At 74.2% G+C, this 18,800-nt stretch carries 18 protein-coding genes; 9 read left to right on the forward strand and 9 right to left on the reverse strand.

Annotated features, from left to right (window positions below):
* Positions 1-4: 4 nt before the first annotated feature.
* Genes OG440_RS35125 through fes form a run of 5 tightly spaced genes read right to left on the reverse strand, consistent with a single transcriptional unit; the run spans position 5 to position 6,005 of the window.
* Complete coding sequence (locus OG440_RS35125; RefSeq protein ID WP_406010786.1) at positions 5-1,633, reverse strand: (2,3-dihydroxybenzoyl)adenylate synthase; 1,629 nt, start codon at positions 1,631-1,633, stop codon at positions 5-7.
* Positions 1,630-2,826 (reverse strand): isochorismate synthase, encoded by a 1,197-nt coding sequence (locus tag OG440_RS35130; RefSeq protein ID WP_406010787.1) that lies wholly within the window; start codon positions 2,824-2,826, stop codon positions 1,630-1,632. Before OG440_RS35130 ends, OG440_RS35125 begins: the two co-directional genes overlap by 4 nt.
* A gap of 33 nt (positions 2,827-2,859) precedes the next feature.
* Complete coding sequence (locus tag OG440_RS35135) at positions 2,860-3,639, reverse strand: 2,3-dihydro-2,3-dihydroxybenzoate dehydrogenase (protein WP_406010788.1); 780 nt, start codon at positions 3,637-3,639, stop codon at positions 2,860-2,862.
* On the reverse strand, positions 3,636-4,610 hold the full coding sequence (locus tag OG440_RS35140) for an ABC transporter substrate-binding protein (protein WP_406010789.1): 975 nt from the start codon (positions 4,608-4,610) through the stop codon (positions 3,636-3,638). Before OG440_RS35140 ends, OG440_RS35135 begins: the two co-directional genes overlap by 4 nt.
* Positions 4,611-4,661: 51 nt before the next feature.
* Positions 4,662-6,005, reverse strand: a complete 1,344-nt coding sequence (gene fes / locus OG440_RS35145; RefSeq protein ID WP_406010790.1) for an enterochelin esterase — start codon at positions 6,003-6,005, stop codon at positions 4,662-4,664.
* 142 nt (positions 6,006-6,147) lie between these two features.
* Between fes and OG440_RS35150 the strand changes: the two genes are divergently transcribed.
* The 3 genes from OG440_RS35150 (at position 6,148) to OG440_RS35160 (ending at position 8,886) form a co-directional block, all read left to right on the forward strand.
* Positions 6,148-7,173: a FecCD family ABC transporter permease gene (locus OG440_RS35150; RefSeq protein ID WP_406010791.1), complete on the forward strand. Its 1,026-nt coding sequence runs from the start codon at positions 6,148-6,150 to the stop codon at positions 7,171-7,173.
* On the forward strand, positions 7,170-8,222 hold the full coding sequence (locus tag OG440_RS35155) for a FecCD family ABC transporter permease (RefSeq protein ID WP_406010792.1): 1,053 nt from the start codon (positions 7,170-7,172) through the stop codon (positions 8,220-8,222). The genes OG440_RS35150 and OG440_RS35155 overlap by 4 nt, the downstream gene beginning before the upstream one ends.
* Before the next feature lie 145 nt (positions 8,223-8,367).
* On the forward strand, positions 8,368-8,886 hold the full coding sequence (locus OG440_RS35160; protein WP_406010793.1) for a MarR family winged helix-turn-helix transcriptional regulator: 519 nt from the start codon (positions 8,368-8,370) through the stop codon (positions 8,884-8,886).
* An 18-nt stretch (positions 8,887-8,904) separates the two neighbouring features.
* Here the strand turns inward: OG440_RS35160 and OG440_RS35165 are convergent, their stop codons facing one another.
* Positions 8,905-10,056 (reverse strand): MFS transporter, encoded by a 1,152-nt coding sequence (locus OG440_RS35165; protein WP_406011548.1) that lies wholly within the window; start codon positions 10,054-10,056, stop codon positions 8,905-8,907.
* A gap of 81 nt (positions 10,057-10,137) precedes the next feature.
* On the opposite strand from OG440_RS35165, the gene OG440_RS35170 reads away from it, so the two are divergent.
* Positions 10,138-10,896, forward strand: coding sequence for an AraC family transcriptional regulator (locus OG440_RS35170; protein WP_406010794.1), 759 nt, complete (start codon positions 10,138-10,140; stop codon positions 10,894-10,896).
* Here OG440_RS35170 and OG440_RS35175 read toward each other — a convergent pair.
* The gene (locus OG440_RS35175) at positions 10,893-11,165 is read right to left on the reverse strand and encodes a hypothetical protein (RefSeq protein ID WP_406010795.1); all 273 of its coding nucleotides are present in this window, start codon (positions 11,163-11,165) and stop codon (positions 10,893-10,895) included. The genes OG440_RS35170 and OG440_RS35175 overlap by 4 nt on opposite strands.
* Before the next feature lie 151 nt (positions 11,166-11,316).
* Here OG440_RS35175 and OG440_RS35180 point away from each other — a divergent pair, with 151 nt between their 5' ends.
* From OG440_RS35180 to OG440_RS35195, 4 genes are all read left to right on the forward strand, one after another.
* On the forward strand, positions 11,317-11,715 hold the full coding sequence (locus tag OG440_RS35180) for a hypothetical protein (RefSeq protein WP_406010796.1): 399 nt from the start codon (positions 11,317-11,319) through the stop codon (positions 11,713-11,715).
* On the forward strand, positions 11,712-12,179 hold the full coding sequence (locus tag OG440_RS35185) for a peroxiredoxin (protein ID WP_406010797.1): 468 nt from the start codon (positions 11,712-11,714) through the stop codon (positions 12,177-12,179). Before OG440_RS35180 ends, OG440_RS35185 begins: the two co-directional genes overlap by 4 nt.
* Before the next feature lie 126 nt (positions 12,180-12,305).
* Positions 12,306-14,648, forward strand: a complete 2,343-nt coding sequence (locus tag OG440_RS35190; RefSeq protein ID WP_406010798.1) for a SpoIIE family protein phosphatase — start codon at positions 12,306-12,308, stop codon at positions 14,646-14,648.
* A gap of 111 nt (positions 14,649-14,759) precedes the next feature.
* Positions 14,760-15,041, forward strand: a complete 282-nt coding sequence (locus OG440_RS35195; protein WP_406010799.1) for a cupin domain-containing protein — start codon at positions 14,760-14,762, stop codon at positions 15,039-15,041.
* Positions 15,042-15,093: 52 nt separating this feature from the next.
* Here the strand turns inward: OG440_RS35195 and OG440_RS35200 are convergent, their stop codons facing one another.
* Positions 15,094-15,924 (reverse strand): aldo/keto reductase, encoded by an 831-nt coding sequence (locus OG440_RS35200; RefSeq protein WP_406010800.1) that lies wholly within the window; start codon positions 15,922-15,924, stop codon positions 15,094-15,096.
* A 203-nt stretch (positions 15,925-16,127) separates the two neighbouring features.
* Here OG440_RS35200 and OG440_RS35205 point away from each other — a divergent pair, with 203 nt between their 5' ends.
* Complete coding sequence (locus OG440_RS35205) at positions 16,128-17,123, forward strand: TauD/TfdA dioxygenase family protein (RefSeq protein WP_406010801.1); 996 nt, start codon at positions 16,128-16,130, stop codon at positions 17,121-17,123.
* A 26-nt stretch (positions 17,124-17,149) separates the two neighbouring features.
* Here the strand turns inward: OG440_RS35205 and OG440_RS35210 are convergent, their stop codons facing one another.
* A complete protein-coding gene (locus OG440_RS35210; RefSeq protein WP_406010802.1) occupies positions 17,150-18,655 on the reverse strand; it encodes a metallophosphoesterase family protein in 1,506 nt (501 codons plus the stop codon).
* Positions 18,656-18,800: the final 145 nt, after the last annotated feature.

An 18,800-nucleotide genomic window follows, 5' to 3' on the forward strand; every position in this document is an offset into this window, starting at 1 on the left:
CCTTTCAGTGCTGCTCGGCGGACGACCGCAGCTGCTTCTTGTTGACCTTGCCGACGCCCGTGTGGGGAAAGGCGTCGACGAACTCGACGAGGTCGGGAACCTTGTAGGCGGCGACACCGCGCTCGCGCACGAACCGCTTCACGGCGGCCGGCCTCAGCGGTTCGGCGCCCTCGCGCAGGATCACGTAGGCGAGGGAGCGTTCGCCCAGATACGGGTCGGGGGCGGAGACCACGGATACGTCGTGCACCGACGGATGGGCGAGGAGGATGTTCTCGATCTCCTCCGGCGCGATCTTCTCGCCGCCCCGGTTGATCTGGTCCTTCGCCCGTCCCTCGACGACGAGATGACCGCTCGGTGTACGGCGCACGATGTCGCCCGTGCGGTAGAACCCGTCCTCGGTGAAGGCCCTCGCGTTGTGTTCCGGCGCCTTCCAGTAGCCGCGGATCGTGTACGGGCCGCGGGTCAGCAACTGCCCGAACCCGCCCTCGGGCACGTCGTGTCCGGCGTCGTCGACGATCCGGACCTCGTCGTCGGCGGAGATCGGGCGGCCCTGGGTGGTGACGACCGTCTCCGGATCGTCGTCCAGCCGTGTGTAGTTGACGAGCCCCTCGGCCATCCCGAAGACCTGCATCAGCCGGCACCCCAGGGCGGGTTCGAGACGGCGGGCCGCCTCGGCGCTGTACTTCGCGCCGCCCACCAGCGTCAGCTCCAGGCTGGACAGGTCGTGCCTGCCCGCGGCCGCGGCCTCCGTCCACACCAGCGCCAGCGGCGGCACCAGACCCGTCATGGTGATCCGCTCCCGTTCGACCAGCGGGAACGCGGTCGCCGGATCGGGCTTCGGGCACAGCACCGTCGTACCCCCGGCGTACAGCACCCCCAGCCAACCGGGCGAGCTCATCGGGAAGTTGTGCGCCGCCGGAAGCGCGACGAGGAAGCGGGTGTCCGCGTCCACGCCGCAGATCTCGTTCGACCCCCGGATCGAGTACAGGTAGTCGTCGTGGGTGCGGGGGATGAGCTTCGGCACGCCCGTCGTGCCGCCGGAGAGCTGGAGGAACGCCAGCTCGTGCGGCCGGGGTCCGGCCGGCCGGCCGTGCGGCGCGCACGGCACCTCGGACAGCGGGGTGTGCGCACCCGGTTCCCCCACCACGAACACGTGCCGCAGCGCCGGGGCCGACTCGCGCACCCGGGAGGCGAGCTCCCGGTGGTCGAAGCCGGCATGGCTGTCGGGGACGACGTACGCGACGGCCTCGGTGAAGGAGCAGAAGTACGAGATCTCCGTGTACCGGTGCGCGGGCAGCGCGTACACCGGCAGCGCGCCGAGCCGGAACAGCGCGAACACCACCTCGACGAACTCGCCGACGTTCGGCAGCTGTACGACGACCCGGTCGCCGCGGCCGATCCCGCGTGCCGCGAACCCGGCGGCCAGCCGGTCGGCCCGCTCGTCGAGCTCCCGGTACGTCCAGGTCCGACGCTCCGGCGCGGGGTCGACCAGGGCGACGCGGTCGGGGTGTTCGGCGGCCCGGGCGCGCAGCACGCCGCCGAAGGTCTCGCCCCGCCAGTGGCCCGCGGCCCGGTAGCGGGCCGCGAACTCCTCGGGCCAGGTGGGGGCGTCCGCGCCCGGGGTGAGGGTCACAGGTCGGCCCCCACGGCGTGCAGGAACGTGCGGAACTTGGCGGCGGTCTCCGCCGTCTCGGCCTCCGGCGTCGACTCGGCGACGACCCCGGCGCCCGCGAACAGCCGCAGCGTGCGGCCCTCGGCCTCGGCGCAGCGGATCGTCACGACCCACTCGCCGTCGCCGTCCGCGTCCTGCCAGCCGACCATGCCCGTGTACGGGCCCCGGTCGAACGGCTCGGACGCGGCGATCACGGCACGGGCCACGTCCGTCGGCGTACCGCACACGGCGGGCGTGGGGTGCAGCTCCGACGCCAGGTCCAGCGCGGTCACGTCCGGGTCGCGGAGCTCCCCGGTGACCGTCGTCGACAGGTGCCACAAGGCGGCGGTGCGCACCAGCGTGGGGCGGGCCGGCACCTCCAGGCGGGTGCAGAACGGCGCGAGCGCCTCCCGTACGGCGGTCACGACGACGGCGTGCTCGTGCAGGTCCTTGGGGGACTCCAGGAGCGCCGCCGCCCGGCGTACGTCCTCGGCGAGGTCGGCGCTGCGTGGCGTGCTCCCCGCGAGGGGGTTGGCGGTCAGCAGGCCGGCCCGGCGGGAGACGAGGAGTTCGGGGCTGGCGCCGACGAGGGTGCGGCCGGGGCCGCTCGGCACGGCGAAGGCGTAGCCGTCGGGGTCGCGCCGGGCGAGCCTGCGCAGCATGGCCGGCAGGTCCGGCTCCCGCGAGGAGGCCAGTTCCAGGGTGCGGGCGAGGACGACCTTGTCGAACTCCCCGGCCCGCATCCGGGCCACGGCCGTGGCGACCGCCTCGCCGTACCGCTCGGGCGAGGGCACCTCCCGCACCCGCCAGTCCGGCCGCCGTTCGTCGCGGGGGACGGGCAGGGCGACCAGCGGGTCCTCCCGCAGCGGCGGCGCCCAGTGCACCATGTCCGGCACCGCGAGGGCGGGCGGGGCGTCGGGGGCGAAGGGCAGCGACCCCATGACGACCGGCGGCGGGGCGTCCGGCCGGCGCAGCGCGTCGAGGACGTCCCGGACGCGGTGCGCGAGCGGGCTCGTGCCGTGGGGTATCGCGGCGGCGCTGCCACGGCCCAGCAGGGTGTGCCGGGGCGAGGCGAGGAAGCGGTCGGTGGCGGGCCGGTAGGCCTCCAGGAGGGCCGTGGCCGCGCCGGGGGACAGGAGAGCGGGAGCGGGATGGTCACGCAGTGAGGCAGACATGGTGTGTCTCCAGTGGGGGACGTGTGGGCGGGGTCAGGCCCGGAGGGTGGCGCCGCCGTCCACGTACAGGTCGTGCATGGTGATGTGCCGGGCGCGGTCGGAGACCAGGAACACGACGGCGTCGGCGACGTCGGACGGTTCGGCGATGCGGCCCAGCGGGATGCCGGTGCGGTGGGTGGCGAGGTCGCCCTCGACGACGCGCCGGGCCGCGGCCTCGGCGTCGCCGTTCCACAGGGCGCGCTGCATGTCGGTGAGGGTCGAGCCGGGGGAGACCGTGTTGCAGCGCACGCCCCGCGCGGCCACCTCCAGGCCGAGACATTTGGTGAACATGACGGCGGCGGCCTTGGAGGCGGCGTAGGCGGCCATGCCCGCGCGGGGGACGCCGGCCGCGTTGGAGGCGACGGTCACGATGCTGCCCGCGCCGCGTTCGGTCATCCGGCGGGCGGCCGCGCGCGAGACGTGGAAGACACCGTCCGTGTTGACCGCGAAGGTCGCCGCCCAGTCCTCGTCGGTCAGCTCCACGACCTCCGAACTGCGCAGGATCCCGGCCACGTTGACGACGATGTCCACCGGCCCGGCCTCCCGCTCCGCGGTGTCGAACAGGGACTCCACCGCGGCCGCGTCGGTGACGTCCAGTGCCTGGGCGGTCAGCCGGCCCGGGTATCGCGCCGCGAGCGAGCGCACCCCGGCCGGGTCGAGGTCGGTGGCCAGCACCCGGGCGCCCTCCTCGACGAGGGCGGTGGCCACGGCGGCCCCGATGCCGCGGCCGGCGCCCGTCACCAGGGCGAACCGGCCGTCCAGCCCGTGGCTCACGGGATGAGCGCCTTGGTCAGGTCGTCCAGGACGATCCCGGCCGCCAGCGGGCCGCCCGCACTGTTCCACGCCGAGCCCTGGACGACGACGACCCGGCCGGCCTGTTCGGCCTTCAGCCGGCCGAAGTTGGGCACCTTCTTCGCCTCGGCGTACGCCTTCTCGCCGTCCGCCCGGTCTCCGAGGGTGCCGAAGAACAGCCAGTCCCCGTCGACGGTGGACAGTTTCTCCAGGCTGACCGGCTCGCTGTGCCCGGCGCTCGCGCCCTGCTGGTCCGCCGGGCGCGCGAGTCCCAGGGAGGTCAGGGTGGACCCCACGTGGCCGACGCCCTTGCCCACCACGGAGGGCGCACCGTTCTGCCAGCGGACCACGCTGACGACCGCGCCCGCGTTCGTGCCGAGTTTCGCCTTGGCGGCGGCCACGTCGGCGTCGAAGCCGGTGAGGATCCGCTCGGCGTCGGCCTTCTTGTCGAGGGCGTCGGCGGTCGCGGTGAACGCCTTCCTCCAGTCCTCGTCGAGTCGTGCGGTGACCACGGTCGGGGCGATCGCCTGGAGTTCGGCGACCTCGCTCTTCACGGCCGTCGTCTCGTCGAGCAGGATCAGGTCGGGCCGCAGCGCGGCCACCTTCTCCATGTCGGCCTCGGCGACGGTGGCGACCACCTGCGCCTTGCCCGCCTTGTCGGCGAGGTAGGTGGATACGTCCCGCTGTCCGCGTCCGGCCGTGGCACCGACCGGCGTGACGCCGAGGGCCAGCGCCGCGTCCAGGGTGGGCTCGCTGAGGGCGACGACCTTGGCCGGGGCGGTCGGCACCCGGACCGTGCGGCCGGTCGCGTCGGTGAGGGTACGGGTGCCCGCCGCCGCGTCGCCGGATTTCGCGTCCTGCCCGTCGTCACCGCAGCCGGACAGGAGGAGGACTCCCGTCGCGACGGCGGCGGACCTCAGGACCGCCCGGCGGGAGGTACGTGCAGAGGACATCGGAAGGGCTCCTTGAAGAAGAGGGGGGACGAGGGGGAGAGCGGGAAGAGGTCAGGCGCCGAGCAGCCGCACCAGGCTGTCGGCCAGCGCGCCGTGCCAACAGGCGTAGTCGTGGCCGCCGTTGTACTCGGCGTAGGAGACGCGGTGGCCGGCCCGGCGCAGCGTCCGGTACAGGGCGCGGCTGTGGTCGACCATGGGGCCTTCGTGCAGACCGACGTCCAGGTGGACGGCGACCGACCGCGGACCCGAGGCGGCGTAGCGCGAGACCAGCCAGGGCACGCCGGACACCGGGGGTTTGGGGCCCCGGGGCGGCGGCAGGCCGGGCCGCCACCACAGGGAGGTGGACTGGGCGAGGACGTTGCCGAAACGCTCCGGCCGCCGGTATGCGGCGTGCAGTGCCGTGACCGCGCCCAGGCTCTGGCCCGCGACGACGGTCCGTGCCGGGTCGGTGGTGAGCGGCCAGCGGCCCGCCGCCCAGGGCAGCAGGTCGTCCGCGAGGAAGGTCACGAACGGTTCGCGGGCGCCCAGTTCGCGCCAGCGGGTGTCCCGGTCCACCGCGTCCGGGGCGAGCGCGGCGAGCGGGGGCAGCATCCCGTCGGCGACGAGCGCGTCGAGGGTGTGGCCGAGACCGAGCCGGCCGAACCACATGTCACCGTCGCACAGCACCAGGACGGGCAGCGGCGGCCGGTCCCCGCCGTCGTGCCCCGGCGGCAGATACACCCAGGTGTCACGGTCGCCGCCGAGTGCCGGGGCGCTCACCCGGTGCCGTTCCACCCGCCCCTTCGGCCCGCCGCCCGGTCCCTCGGCCCGGGGCCGGGACGGCGCGTCGGGCAGGGCGAAGACCGAGCCGTCCGCCCCGTGCCAACGGGTCGGCACCCGGCGCGGGTTGAGCGGGTCCGCGGCGGCGTGCACGGACAGCGACCGCAGCCGCTGCTGCAACCGGTCCGGCTCCGTGGGCGGTTCCTTGACCGAGACGTCGGCCGCCATCCGGTAGGAGCCCCGGTGGTCGGACCGCAGCCGCAGACCGAGGTGCCAGACGTCGGTACCGGGCACCCGTTCCAGCAGCGCCTCGGCGAGCCGGTCGCGCTCGACGATGCGGTTGGCGTTCAGCAGCACCTGACGGGTGGTCCGGTGCCCGCGCCACAGGAACGTCACCGCCCGGTGTGCGGGCCGCCCGTCGAGCTCTTCCACGAGCGGGGTGCCGAGCCGTTCGACCTCGCTCCAGAAGGCGGCTGTCAGCGTGGCCCGCCCTGCGGCGTCGGCGGGTTCCAGGCGTTCGAGGTCCTCCAGGAGGCGCGCGACCCGCGGACCGGTGACACGCGCCGGCCGTACGGAGTCACCGGCGCTCCCGGGCGCCGCGGTGGGACGCAGGGCGGGTGGTGGGCCCGGGATCATCGGGTTCCTCCGGACATCTTTCCCCCTAGGTTCGCCCCTTCCGCAAGCCGACAAGCTTGCTTTCAGGGGTAGTTGGGCATGGGAATGCACCTGGTCAACGAAATCGTCAACAACGCTTGTTAGGTTAGCCTAAGCTAAGCACATGTTCGATGGATCGCACCCCCGCGCCGGAAGAAGACGGCCACCCGTCCGCACCGCGGGACTCCTTCTGGGCCTGGCTCTGCTGCTCGCGGCGGCCGCGCTCTCGCTCGCCGTGGGCACCCGGCAGATACCGCTGCACCAGGTCTGGTCCGCTCTGTTCGCCCCCACCGGCACCGAGAACGACGCGATCGTGCGGGACCTGCGGCTCCCGCGCACGCTGACCGGCGTGGCCGTCGGGGCGGCGCTGGGTCTCGGCGGCGGTCTCATGCAGACCCTGACCCGCAACCCTCTCGCCGACCCCGGTCTCCTCGGCGTCAACGCGGGAGCCTCGGCCGCCGTGGTCACCGCCATCAGCGTGCTCGGCATCACCTCGTTCGCCGGCTACCTGTGGTTCGCGCTCGCCGGCGCTGCCCTCGCCGCCACCGCCGTCCAGGCGCTCGGCGGCGGCCGGTACGCCACCCCGGTCCGCCTCGCCCTCGCCGGAACCGCCGTCAACGCCGCCCTGTTCGGCTACGTCAACGGACTCCAGCAGTGGGATCTCGGCACCCTGGACGAGATGCGGTACTGGGCCGTCGGCACCCTCGCCAAACGCGACGCCGGCCTGCTGCTCACCGTGCTGCCGCTGCTCGTGGCCGGAGCCGCCCTCGCGCTCGCCCTGGCCCGCCCGCTGGGCGCCCTCGCCCTCGGTGACGACCACGCCCGCGCCCTCGGCACCCGGGTGCGCCGCACCCGCGTGCTCTCCCTCGTCGCCATCACCCTGCTCTGCGGCGGCGCGACCGCCCTGTGCGGCCCGATCGGTTTCGTCGGACTGATGATCCCGCACGCGGCCCGCGCCTTCTGCGGCCCCGACCCGCGGTGGCTCCTGCCGTACTGCGCGCTCTACGCGCCCGTCCTGCTCCTCGTCTCCGACGTGCTCGGCAGGATCGTCGCGGCGCCCTCGGAGATCGAGGTCGGCACGGTCACCGCCTTCCTCGGCGGTCTGCTCTTCATCCACCTGGTGCGGCGGCGGAAGGCGGCCCAGCTGTGACCCTGCTCGAAGACCGCGGGACCGCGGGCGTGGTGCGCACCGGCCGCTGGTCCCTGCGCTACACCGGCCGCACGCTGCTGACCTGCGCCGTGCTCGCCCTGCTCGCCGCGGGCACGCTATTGCTCGCCCTCGGTACGGGCACCTACCGGCTCACCCCCGCGGAGGTGCTCGACACCCTCGCGGGCGGCGGCCCGCCCGGCGCCGGCTTCATCGTGAACGACCTGCGGCTGCCCCGGGCGCTGGTGGCCCTTCTGGTCGGCTTCGCGATGGGCCTGGCGGGAGCGGTCTTCCAGTCGCTCACCCGCAACCCCCTCGGCAGCCCGGACGTCATCGGCTTCGGCAACGGCGCCTCGGCGGGCGCGCTCGTCGCGATCATCCTCTTCGACCCCGGCGGGCCGCAGACGGCGCTCGGTGCCGTGTGCGGCGGACTCGCCACCGCCGCGGCCGTCTATCTCCTCGCCTGGCGGCGGGGTGTGCACGGCTACCGGCTCGTCCTCGTCGGTATCGGCGCCTCCGCCGTGCTCGGCTCGGCGACCAGCTTCCTGTACGTGCGCGCCGACATCGGCAAGGCGGCGCAGGCGGCGAGCTGGATGATCGGCTCGCTCAACGCGCGCGACTGGACCGACGTCCGCGTCGCCGCCCTCGGCCTGGTCCCGCTCGTGCCGCTCGTCCTGGTGTACGCGCGGCGGCTGACCCTCCTGGAGATGGGTGACGACACCGCGGCCGCGCTCGGCGTGCCCCCCGAACGCAGCCGGCTCGTCCTGCTGTGCGCCGGTACGGGGCTCACCGCGATGGCGGTCGCCGCGGCCGGTCCGATCCCGTTCGTGGCGATGGCCGCCCCCCAGCTGGCGCGCAGGGTCACCCGCGCCTCGGGGCCGAACCTGCTGCCCGCCGCCTGGACCGGCGCCCTGCTGGTCTCCGCCGCCGACCTGGCCACCCAGCGCCTCACCGGCTCGGCGCTGCTGCCGGTCGGCGTGGTGACGGGCGTGGCGGGCGGCGCGTACCTGGCGTGGCTGCTGCGGGGGGAGCGCGGCGCGGGCCGGATCTGAGCCGGGGCTGCCGCGAGGTGGGGGTGAGCTCGTATCATCCCGATGTCGCCCAGGTGCCGTCCGGGCGTCATCCGTCCGCCGTGGGCGTCGTCCACGCGCGCGGTAAATTACTTGAGTTACGCAACAAGATGGTAAAGTGGGTCGCATGTCCACCGAACCGCTCCCGTTGCCCTCCGTCGCGACCCCGGAAGTGATCGAGATCGAGCGGGCGCTCACTCGCATCACCTATCTGAGCACCCGCGCCCGCCAGCACGACCGGCTGATGACGCTGGCCGGCGTCCCCCTGGACCGCGCCGCCGTGGCGCTGCTGCGGCAGGTCGCCGACTCCGAGCCGCTGCGGCCGGGGGAGCTGGCGCAGCGGCTGGGCGTGGAGGCCTCCCATGTGACCCGCACGGTGCAGCAGCTCCAGAAGTCCGGTTACGTCACCCGGGTCCCCGACCCCGACGACGGCCGGGCCCAGCGGATCCAGCTCACCGAGTCCGGCCGCGCGGCCGTCGACCGGGTCCGGGACGCGGGCGCCCGGGGGATGCAGTTGGCGCTGGCCGACTGGTCGCCGGACGAGCTGGGGCAGCTCGCCACGCTCTTCCACCGGATGGTCGACGACTTCCTGTCCTACGCCGTGGACGACGACACCGAGCAGCCCGCCGCGGTCCCCCGCGCCTGACCGCTGGACGAGTGCCCCTCAGACGCGTGAGCGGGCCACCGCCGACGGAGCGGTGGCGGCGATGGGAGCCGGCTCGCGCAGCCCGCGCAGCAGGAACCAGGCCACCACCGGCGGTATCAGCAGGGGAAGCAGAGCCGTCCGCAAGGACGCGGCGTCCGCGAGCGCGCCCAGGGCCGGCGCGGTCGCGCCCCCGATGCTCACCGTCAGTCCGAGGGTGACGCCGCTCGCGGTGCCCACGCGCCGGGGCAGACAGTCCTGGCCCAGCGTCACATGCAGCGAGAACGGCACGTACAGCCCGGCCGAGGCGAGCGCCACGAACAGGTACAGGGACGGCCCCGGCACCACGATCACGCCCGCCACCGCGAGCACCGTCACGGCGTACGAGTGCCGTACGACCCGCAGCCGCCCCCAACGCCCGGCCAGCCGGCTCCCGGCCACCGTCCCCACGGCGCCGCCCGCGTAGAGCACCAACAGCGCGGCCGTCCCCGCCGCCGTCCCGCCTCCGGCGCGCTCCCGGACGTACAGCGGGACGAACGTGCTCAGCCCGACGAAGACGACCGAGCGGCACACCACGGCACCCGACAGGCGCAGGAACGCCGGCCAGTCGTCCCGGCCCGCCCCCTCGGCCGGCACCGGAACGGACCCGCCCCGGCCGGCCGCCGCGCGCACGGCGGCCGCGCACAGCGCCACGCCCGCCAGGGCCGGCACCCCCAGCAGCGGCGAGGCGCGCAGGCCCCAGGTCGCGACCACGGCGGCGACCAGCGGCGGAGCGAGCGCGAAGCCGACGTTGCCGCCGAGCGCGAACCAGCCCATCGCCGAGTGACGACCGTCCGAGGCGGCCCGCGCCGCCCGCGCGGCCTCGGGGTGGTAGGCGGCGACCCCGATCCCGGACACGGCCACCGCCGCCAGCGTGAGCGGGTACGAGCCGGCGATCCCGCTGACGGCGATCCCCGCGCCGGACGCCGCCGCCGCGAGCGGCAGCATCCAGGGCATCGCCCACCGGTCGGTCAGCACACCGAACAGCGGCTGCGCCACCGACGACAGCAAGGAGGCCGCCAGCACGATCCCCGAGGCGGCGGCGTACGACCAGGCACGCTCGGCGACGAAGAAGGGCACCAGCGCGGCCACGGCTCCCTGGTACACGTCGACGCAGGCGTGGCCCAGGGACATCAGGGTGATGTTTCGGTTTCTCGGCACGCTGCGATCGTCACGGCCGCCGGGTCTGTCGCGCTTCCGATAATCTGCCGTGTTGTGCCGGACATCCGCCACACGCCGACCGCACCCACCCGCTTCCAGCCGCTGGCCGCGGGCGGGCGCATCGACGCGCACCGGCACGACGACCACCAGATCGTCTACGCGGGTTCCGGTGTCCTGGCCGTCACGACCGACGCCGGCACCTGGTTCGCACCCGGCACCCGCGCGCTGTGGGTACCTGCCGGAACCGTGCACGCGCACCGGGCATACGGCCGTCTCGACCTGCATCTGGTGGGCCTGCCCGCCGACGACAACCCGCTCGGCCTGGACGTGCCGACCGTCCTCGCCGTCGGCCCGCTGCTGCGGGAGCTGATCCTCGCCTACACCCGGGCCCCGGACGACACGAGCCCCGAACGCGCCCGTCTGCTGGCCGTGCTGCGCGACCAGCTGCGCGCCTCCCCGCAGCAGCCGGCCCGGCTGCCGACCCCGACCGACCCCCGGCTGGCCGAGGTCTGCGCCCTCGTCCACGCCGACCCGTCCGACCGGCGCACCCTCGCCGCGCTCGGTGCCGCCACCGGCAGCGGCGAACGCACCCTCAGTCGCCTCTTCCGCCGCGAGTTCGGCATGACCTTCCCCCAGTGGCGCACCCAGTCCCGGCTGTACCACGCCCTGCGCCTGCTGGCCGACGGCACGCCCGTCACGACGGTCGCCCACCGCTGCGGCTGGTCCTCCGCCAGCGCCTTCATCGACGTCTTCCGCAGGGCGTACGGGTACACCCCGGGCCGGCACCCCGGGAGCATCGGGGACCTGTCCTAGACGCGCACGAAACCGCCGGTCCACTCGTCCTCGTCGACGGTGTGCTCGTCGATGACGAAGCAGTCCGGCTCGTCGGCGAAACCCGGCAGCAGCAGGGCCCGGCGCCTGCGCTCCGCCGCCCGCTCGGCCGAGGAGTACACGCCGAGCAGCTTGGCGTCGTCGCCGTCCTCCTCGTCGACATACACCGTCTCGCCGTCGAGGTGCAGGGTCGCCCCGCCTTCACCGGCTTCGTTGCGGTGCCCGATGTGCCACAGCAGATAGACGGTCATCCCGGCAGGCTATCTCCCGCCGTGGGCAACCTCGGTGCGTCCCGGTCGGGTTGGCGGCAGGCCCGCCCCCGGGGCCCGGCTCGCGACCCCGCCTCCGGACGCCGGCCTACCCTCCAGTAATGTCGGCCGCCAGGTCATCAGAGGAGGAACCGTGCCCCGGTCCGAACGCTCACCCCTGCTGCTGGCGGGCCTGCTGGCCGGCGTGGGCGTGGCCCACTTCGCCGTCCCGCGCCCGTTCGACGCGATCGTCCCGCGCACGCTCCCGGGCTCGCCCAGGGCCTGGACGTACGCCAGCGGTGTCGCCGAGCTGGCTCTGGCGGCGGGAGTGGCCCTGCCCCGTACCCGCAGGACGGCGGCGCTGGCCGCCGCCGGACTCTTCGTCGGCGTCTTCCCCGCCAACGTCAAGATGGCGTGGGACTGGCGGCACCGGCCCACCCCGCTCAAGACCGCCGCCGTGGCCCGGCTGCCCCTCCAGGTGCCCCTCGTCCTGTGGGCCCGCAACGTCGCCGACGGTGCCGGCTCCGCGAAGATCACGGGGGGACGGTCATGACCAAGGCTCCGGAGACCGGCGACCTCGTCGAGGACTTCGCGCTGCCGGACGAGACCGGCACGGTGCGCAGCCTGACCGGCCTGCTCGCCGAGGGGCCGGTGGTCCTCTTCTTCTACCCCGCCGCCCTCACCACCGGCTGCACCGCCGAGGCCTGCCACTTCCGCGACCTGGCGGCCGAGTTCGCCGCCGTGGGCGCCCGGCCGGTGGGCGTCAGCGGCGACTCCGTCGACCGCCAGCAGGAGTTCGCGGGACGGCACTCGCTCGGCATGCCGCTGCTGTCCGACGCCGACGGAGCGGTGCGGGAACGGTTCGGCGTGAAGCGCGGCTTCTCCCTCGCCCCCACCAAGCGGGTCACCTTCGTCATCGCGCAGGACCGCACCGTGCTGGAGGTCGTCCGCAGCGAGCTGAGGATGAACACCCACGCCGACCGGGCCCTCGCCGCACTGCGCGCCCACCGCGCCTGAGCGACGCCGACGGGCAGCCACGGGAGCCCGGCGAGCCCGGGAACCCGGGCCGGCCGGGGCCGCCGTGCGTCCCGGCCCGGCCCGTCGCGGTTGAGGCGCCGGGACAAAGGGACCATTCTGGACGACATGGAGCATGTCGTCGCTGCGGCGGTCATCGATGCTCGCGGCATCGTGACGGGCTGGAGCGAGGGTGCCCGTCTGCTGACGGGCCATGCGGCCGCGGAAGCCGTGGGACAGGCGGTGACCGGCCTGCTCGCCGAGGAGCTCACCCGGGTTCCGGGACGGGCGTGGACCCGGCCCGTCGTCGTACGCCACCGCGACGGCCGGCCCGTCACCCTGACCGTCACCGCCTGCCCGGTGCTCGGCCCCGACGGGGAGCCCTGCGGCTGGACCCTCACCGCCGAACGGTCCGCGGCCCCGGAACCCACCCTCGCGGAGCGGGCCTTCCAGCAGGCGTCCATGTCGATGTCCGTCTTCGACCCCCGGCAGCGCTATCTGCGTCTGAACGAGGTCGCCTGCAAGGTCATGGGCGTCCCCGAGGAGGCCCTGCTCAGCCGCCACTTCCCGGACACCGTCCAGGAGGAGGAGCACAGCCTCGGCTTCGACTGGCACCTCCGCCATGTCGCCGAGACCGGCCGCCCGATCCGCTACGAGAGCTGGACCGGCGCCCCCTCCCTCAACCGGGAGCACGCGTGGACCACCGAGATGTGGCCCGTGCGGGAGCCGTCGGGCGAGGTCGTCGGAGTCGCCCTGGCCTCCTTCGACAGCACCGAGCAGTACCTGGCCCGCCAGCGGCTGACCCTGCTGAACGAGGCCGCGGCCTCGATCGGCACCACCCTCGACATGGTGCGCACCACCGAGGAGGTGGTCGACCTCCTCGTCCCCCGGTTCGCCGACTTCGTCAGCGTCGACCTGCTGGACTGGGTCCTCGGCGCCGACGAGCCGCCGCCCGCCCGGGAGGGCGAGGTCGTGCTGCGCCGGGTCGCCCACGGGTCGGCCCACGAGGGCACCCCCGAGGCCGCGGTCCGCCTCGGCGAGACCGACGTCCACCCGCCCTTCAGCCCGCCCGCCCGCGCCCTGCGGGAGGGGCGCGCCGTCCGCATCCAGGCGGGCGAGCCCGACTTCATGCTGTGGCTCGCCGAACGCAACGCGCGCGCCCCCGAGGGCAGCCGTCACCGCAGCGGCGTCCACTCGGTGATCTCGGTGCCCCTGCGGGCCCGCGGCACCACTCTCGGCGTCCTGGTCGGCGTGCGTATCGCCAACGTCGACGACTACGAGGCCGACGACGCCGTCTTCGCCGAGGAACTCGCCAGCCGGGCCGCGGTCTGTATCGACAACGCCCGCCGCTTCGCCCGCGAACGCACCACCGCGCTGGCCCTCCAGCACAGCCTGCTGCCCCGGGGCCTGCCCGGACAGGCGGCCGTCGAGGTCGCCCACCGCTATCTGCCCAGCGGCTCCACGGCCGGCATCGGCGGCGACTGGTTCGACGTCATCCCGCTCCCGGGCAGCCGGGTCGCCCTCGTCGTCGGCGACGTCGTCGGACACGGTATCCCGTCGACGGCGACCATGGGCCGGCTCTGCATGGCCGTGCGCACGCTCGCCGACGTGGATCTGCCGCCCGACGAACTCCTCACCCACCTCGACGACCTCGTCACCCACCTCGCGGCCTACGACGACGCCGGCGAGGACGTCGCGGAACTCGGCGCCACCTGCCTCTACGCCGTCTACGACCCCGTCAGCCGCTGCCTCACCCTCGCCGCCGCCGGGCACCCGGCCCCCGCCCTCGTCCTGCCCGACGGCACCGCACAGCTGGTCCGGATGACCCCCGGGCCCCCGCTCGGGGTCGGCGGACTGCCCTTCGAGGCGGTCGAACTGGAACTACCGGAGGGCGCCGTCGTCGCCCTCTACACCGACGGCCTGATCGAGGACCGCGACCGCGACATCGACCGCGCCACCGGCGAGCTGTGCAGCGCCCTGACCGCGCCCGCCGCGTCCCTCGACGCCCTCTGCGACACCGTGCTCAAGGCGGTCCTGCCGGAAGAGCCCGGCGACGACGTCGCCCTGTTGCTCGCCCGCACCCGTGCGCTGGGCGCGGACCAGGTCGCCACCTGGGACATCGAGCCGGACCCCGCCCACGTCGCTGCCGCCCGGCAGGCGGCGACCGAGCAACTCACCGCGTGGGGCCTGGAGGAGGCCGCCTTCGTCACCGAACTCGTGGTCAGCGAACTCGTCACCAACGCCATCCGCTACGGCGCACCCCCCATCCGGCTCCGCCTGATCCGCGACCGCAGCCTCATCTGCGAGGTGTCCGACGGCAGCTCCACCTCCCCCCACCTGCGCCGCGCCCACGCCTTCGACGAGGGCGGGCGCGGCCTGCTGCTCGTCGCACAGCTCACCCAGCGCTGGGGGAGCCGGCAGACGGACCGGGGCAAGACGATCTGGGCGGAGCAGTCGCTGGAGCCCGAGTGATCGGGAACGACCGAGGCGCCCACAGTCCGGGTTCGGCGGCCAGGTCCAGGGCTTCCTAGGCGAGGGAGAGATCGCCGACGGTCGGGTTGCAGCGCCGACCTGGTGCACTTCATGCCCGGCGCGCGCACCCACTGGCACCGCCATCCGCTGAGCCAGACCGTCTTCGTCACCGAAGGCGTCGGCCTGTGCCGGCGCCGGGGCGGGCCCGCCGAGGTCGTCAGGCCCGGTGACCGCGTCCTGTTCGAAGCCGACGAGGAGCACTGGCACGGCGCCGCACCGAACCGGCTCATGGTCCACCCGGCCATCGACGAGGGCGACGCCGACCACGCCGTCGTCGACTGGCCGGAGCCCGTCACCGACGAGGAGTACGCGGAGGCCCCGGCGACCGGCTGATACCCCGGCCGGGGGTGCGACCCACCCGCCGGACCGGCCCGTGCGGCACGGCTCAGAACTCCTCGTGCACCTCGGGGTCGCCGCCCAGGCGCCGGTGCGGCCGCTCCGCGACCGCCGCCAGCTGCTCCGGTCCGAGTGCGAAGCCGAAGACGTCGAGGTTGGCGCGCTGCCGCTCGGGGCTGGACGACTTCGGGATGGGGACCGCGCCGAGCTGGAGGTGCCAGCGCAGGACGACCTGGCCGGGCGTCACGCCCAGCGACCGCGCGACGGAGACGACGGCCGGGTCCTCCAGGAGCGCCGAACCGCGGCCCAGCGGGCTCCAGCTCTCCGTGCGGACGCCCTTCGTCTCGTGGAAGGCGCGCAACTCGTCCTGGGGGAGGAGCGGGTGCAGCTCGATCTGGTTGACGGACGGCAGCACGCCGGTCTCCTGCTCCAGCCGCTCGATGTGCCCGGCGGTGAAGTTGGAGACGCCGATCGAGCGGACCAGACCGTCCTCGCGGAGCTTGATCATGGCCCGCCAGGAGTCGACGAACCGGTCGACCCGGGGAAGCGGCCAGTGGATCAGGTACAGGTCCACGTAGTCGAGGCCGAGTCGCTGCCGGGACTCCTCGAAGGAGGCGAGCGTCTCCTCGTAGCCATGGTGGCGGCCGGGCAGTTTCGTGGTCACCACGATCTCCTCGCGCGGCACCCCGCTCCGGGCCACCCCCCGCCCCACCCCGCTCTCGTTGCGGTAGTTCGTCGCCGTGTCGACGAGCCGGTAGCCCAGTCCGAGCGCCTCGGCCACCGCCCGTTCCGCCTCCGCGTCGTCCATCGGCCAGGTGCCCAGACCCAGGGCCGGGAGCTTCGTACCGTCGTTGAGCGTGTACTGCGGGATGCTGCTCACCAGGGGACCTTTCCTCGACTGCGTACGTCTGTGCCGTCCCACCAGCCTCACCGATGAGACGGGGATCGATCAACCGGAGAGCGCGGGGCGCCACGACGGTTCTCCGGCGGCGGGGTCCGACGCCCTGTCGCCAGGCCGTCGATTCGCTGTCACGATCTTCCCGGAGCGGTGACGGACGACGAGTGAAGACGAGCGGAGCACGCATGACGACGCACAGCCGGACCACCACCTTCGACGACCCGACGGCCGAGGAGGCCGCGCGGGCGGCCGGAGTGGAGGTGCGGCCGGCCGCCGGACACATCGGCGCCGAGATCGGGGGCGTCGACCTGGCCGCGGGACTCGACGACGCCCAGGTCGCCGTGGTCGGGGCGGCGCTGCTGCGCTGGAAGGTGCTGTTCTTCCGGGGACAGCGCCTCGACCACGCGGGGCAGGTGGCGTTCGCGCGACAATTCGGCGAACCCGTCGTCCCGCGCAGGCGCGGCAGCGCCTCGCCCGCGGACTTCCCGGAGATCGAGACGACCGCCGACCGCCTCGAACTGGGCGGGAAGTTCGGCATGGAGCACGAGGAGTGGCTCCGCCGCCGTCGGCACACCCTGCTGCGCGGCTGGCACTGCGACCACGGCGCCCGCGTCGACCCGCCGGCCGCGACGATCCTGCGCGCCGAGACGGTACCGCCCTACGGCGGTGACACGACCTGGTCCAATCTGGCGGCCGCCTACGCCGGACTCTCCGCGCCGCTGCGGGAGTTCCTGGCCGGGCTGCGCGCCGAGCACCGGCTCGGCGTCGGCTACCAGCCCCGCCCCGGCGACGACGCGTACGTCCGCCATCTCCTCGACCACCAGGTCGCCTCGGTACACCCCCTGGTACGCGTCCACCCCGAGTCGGGTGAGCGCGTGCTGTACGTCAACGGGTACTACGTCGAGCAGATCACCGACCTCTCGCGCGCGGAGAGCCGCGCGATCCTCGACATGCTGCTGGAGGAGGCGACCCGTCCCGAGTACACGGTCCGATTCCGCTGGGAACCGGGCAGCGTGGCCTTCTGGGACAACCGCGCCACCATCCACCTCGCGCCCAGCGACAACGCACACCTGGGTTTCCCCCGCACGATGCACCGCGTGATGCTCGCCGGCGAGGTCCCGGTCGGCGTGGACGGCAAGCCGTCCGAGCCGGTGACGGGAACCGAGCCGGGCCGCTGGTGAACCTCCTCCTCACGAGCGTGACGATCTCAGAGCAGCGGGATCGTGACCTCGTCCTCGACCGGAGGGTTCAGCTCCTGGGCGCGGTTCCCGGTGGCCGCGAAGCAGCGCAGCCGGACCGCGTCCGGTGTGACGTCCAGCCGCAGGAAGCACTTGAAGAACGGCGGGCTGTACGTCACCGAGCTGGGCGAGAAGAGCTGGGTGTAGATCTTGCGCACCGGCAGCCGGAACCGCTTGCGACGCCCCGGACGGCTCCCGGTGCCCAGCAGCCCGGCCAGCAGGCGGATCCGCCGCGTCACCCTGACCTCCGGGCCCGGTGTGCGGGTCGGCGGGATGCCCAGCCGTTCGGCGACGACCGCCTGGGCCTCGGTCTCGGTGAGGGCGAAGAAGCGGGGCATCCGCAGCCGGCGCCCGTAGAGCCGGCTGTAGAAGGCGAGGGAGTCGCCGCGCAGCGGGTAGCAGCGGAAGTCCTCCTCGCCGACGCCGGCCACGGACACCCGGGGGATGGTGTGCGTGGCGTGCATGAAGGCGCCCCCGCCGCCCGCCACCACGTACTGCAACGTGCGCCCGTCGGCCAACCGCACCGGATAGCGCTGGTAGTTGTGGATGTCGCCGCCTATCGCCGCCACGTAGCGGTGCTCCGGCGCGGTGACGATGTCGTCGACGGTGCCGCCCCCTTCGACGGGGCACGGGTGATGCTCGCCGTCGACGTAGAGGGGCGAGCCGGTGACGAGGATCTTCGGACGCGGGCCCTGTGACACCGCCCGCAGCCACGCGCCCTGTTCGGCGTCGAGCGTGCCGAGCAGCCCGGTGTCGATGCCGATGATCCGGACCGGGCCGGCGTCGATAGCCCAGTACGGGCCGGGCTGCACCGCCTGTTGGCCCGGCGCGGCCCTCAACGCACGTGCCTCGGCGAGGCGTCGGCCGTCGTGCGCCCGTGGCCGGTGCCACAGCAGGGACCGCAGCCGGGCGCGGCTGAGGGCGCGCGGCGCGGTCTCGGCGGGCAGCGGCGGCGCGTCGCCGCAGAAGACCCGCATGAACGCGCCCAGGTCCTCGTACCAGTCGTGGTTGCCCGGTATCGCGTAGATGGGCGCCGGATAATCGCGGTACGGGCGGAAGAACTTGGTGCCGTAGTCGTCGGCACTGCCGACCGGATAGATGACGTCACTGGCGAGCACGGCGAAGGACGTGCCCTGACCCGCCCTCAGGAAGCCCGGCACGACGGCGTACTGGGGGTCGTCGCCCTCACCCGTGTCGCCGATGACCATGAAGGAGAAGCTGTCCGGGTCCGGGCGCCGGATCACCTTGTCCTCGGGCGCGCCGGCCGCCGCCCGCTGCGCCACCAGGCGGCTGCGGGTCCGGCCCGTCGGGTCCCCGAACCACGACGCCAGCACGCCGTTGCGGGCCGCCCAGAGCATCCTGGGGTCGAGCCACGAGATCTTCTCGGTCCTGTCCGGCATGAGACGGCGGTAGGCGCCCCGGTCGGCGCCGACCCAGCCGGCGCCTTCGGCGGTATCGCGTGAGGATTCAGACACCGGTGCACCGTAACAATGATCCACTGTGCGGCAGGAGTTCGCCCGGCGCGGGGCACGCACCTGCGGGCTTCGGCACCTGACACGCAGGGGCGGAGCCGCGCGGTCGGACGCTCGCCGGGCACCCGGGCCCGCGCGGGCGTCTCAC

It is taken from the genome of Streptomyces sp. NBC_00637, from assembly GCF_045161545.1.
GTDB lineage: Bacteria > Actinomycetota > Actinomycetes > Streptomycetales > Streptomycetaceae > Streptomyces.